1 protein-coding gene is annotated in these 1,720 nt (G+C 49.0%); it reads right to left on the bottom strand.

All coding sequences use genetic code 11. The annotated features are described in order from the left end of the window. Window positions 1-1,720 (bottom strand): condensation domain-containing protein (locus tag MHN32_RS23510; protein WP_275440518.1); only part of this gene is annotated, 1,720 nt, incomplete at both ends.

Genomic DNA, 1,720 nt, shown 5'->3' with positions numbered 1-1,720 from the left:
TAATCCTCTGTGACTTACCTCCACCCCCTTTGGCTTACCCGTCGACCCTGACGTATAAATCACATAGGCGCTATCCGCTAAGGTATGTGTCACTCCCACCGGATGGCTGTCATAACCCGATAAGCCCCACTCATCCTCATCCAGCATTAACACATCTACCCCTGAAACCGGTAAAATTTCTAATAAACATGTCGATACCAAGACCTGAGTCACATCCGCATCGTTAAATATATCTGCTAAACGTGCCGTCTGATTATCCGGGCTCAATGGGATATAGCTCGCACCCGTCGCCATCACCCCTAGCATCGCCACCAAGAGCGTGACATCTCGCGTCATCACCAACGCAACTCGCTCTCCCACCCCTATATCCTGCTCTTGAAGGTAATGTGCCAACTGATTCACGCGACTGTACAACTCTCCATAGCTCAGTGCGTGTGAATCATCCCGTACCGCTATTCTCTCCGGCGTCTGCTGGGCTTGTCTCGCAAACTGCTCTACTACACTTTCTCCTCGCCGATAATCACAGGCCGCACCTACGCTCTCTTCTATCAAGCTTTGACGCATTTCATCGTCATACAAGGCTAAACTTTTGCAGCTACCTTGGGCTCCCTTCGCGATACTCTCCAATAGATACTCAAAGCTACGGGCATACGCCGCTATCGTCGCTTCTGTAAACAAGCTCTGTTGATACCGCCAATGGCATAGCAACTCGCCTTCTCCCTCCGAGCAAGTCAAATCCAAATCAAACCGTACCTGCTCTTGACTTTGTTGGAGTGGTTTCAGCCTCGCCTCTCCCAAACTCAACCCTTCATCGTCACTGCTGCGATGGTTCTGTAGCACCAACTTAACCTGACACAAGGGGTTATATGCTAAGCTTCTATCTGGGTTTAATGCCTCTACCAACAGCTCAAAAGGGAGCCCTTGATGCTGATAATCTGCCAGCGTATCTGCCTTTATCTGCGCCAATAACGCCGTAAATGGCTGCGCTAAATCAACCTGTGTTCGACTCACCAAGGTATTGATAAAAAACCCTATTAATGGCGACAATTCACTCTCACTACGCCCCGCTGTCGGTACGCCTAAGACGATGTCCGACTCACCGCTTAAGCGGCTCAATAACACCGCAAAAGCACCTTGCAGTACCATAAATAACGTGACACCTGCGCTTTGCGTTAGCGCTTGTAACCCTGCCAATGTCTCTTTGCCTATCCGACTACGCACATATCCAGAGGTAAATTCTTGCTTGGCTGGTCGCGGCTTATCTAATGGCAATCCGTGTAAGCTCGGCATGCCCGACAACCTAGCCTGCCAATACCTTAACAACTGTGCTTTGTTTTGCTCCGTTAACTGTTGCTGTTGCCAATACGCGTAATCTCCATATTGGACCGGTAATTCAGGCACATCCGCTTCCCCGCCTGTTATCGCAGCTTGGTAAAATGCATTAAACTCTTTTATTAATAGCTGCATTGACCAACCATCCGATGCGATGTGATGCAACGTGAACAACAAAATATGCCGTGTTTGAGACTGTTTGATGATTTTTGTGCGCAACATTAAATCTTGGCTTAGGTCAAAAACTTCTCGTGCCGCATCATCCACTTGCCGCTGCACTTCATCTTCACCACAATCAACCAAATTCACCACTTCTACCGTCACCGCTCGGGCTGGCATTACCCGCTGCATACACACTCCATCGTGGGCTTCGAAACAGGTTCTTAAC

The organism is Pseudoalteromonas sp. Of11M-6 (genome assembly GCF_022347905.1).
GTDB lineage: Bacteria > Pseudomonadota > Gammaproteobacteria > Enterobacterales > Alteromonadaceae > Pseudoalteromonas.
Note: the sequence above shows the minus strand (reverse complement) of the source record. Positions and strands in the feature narration are given on the sequence as shown.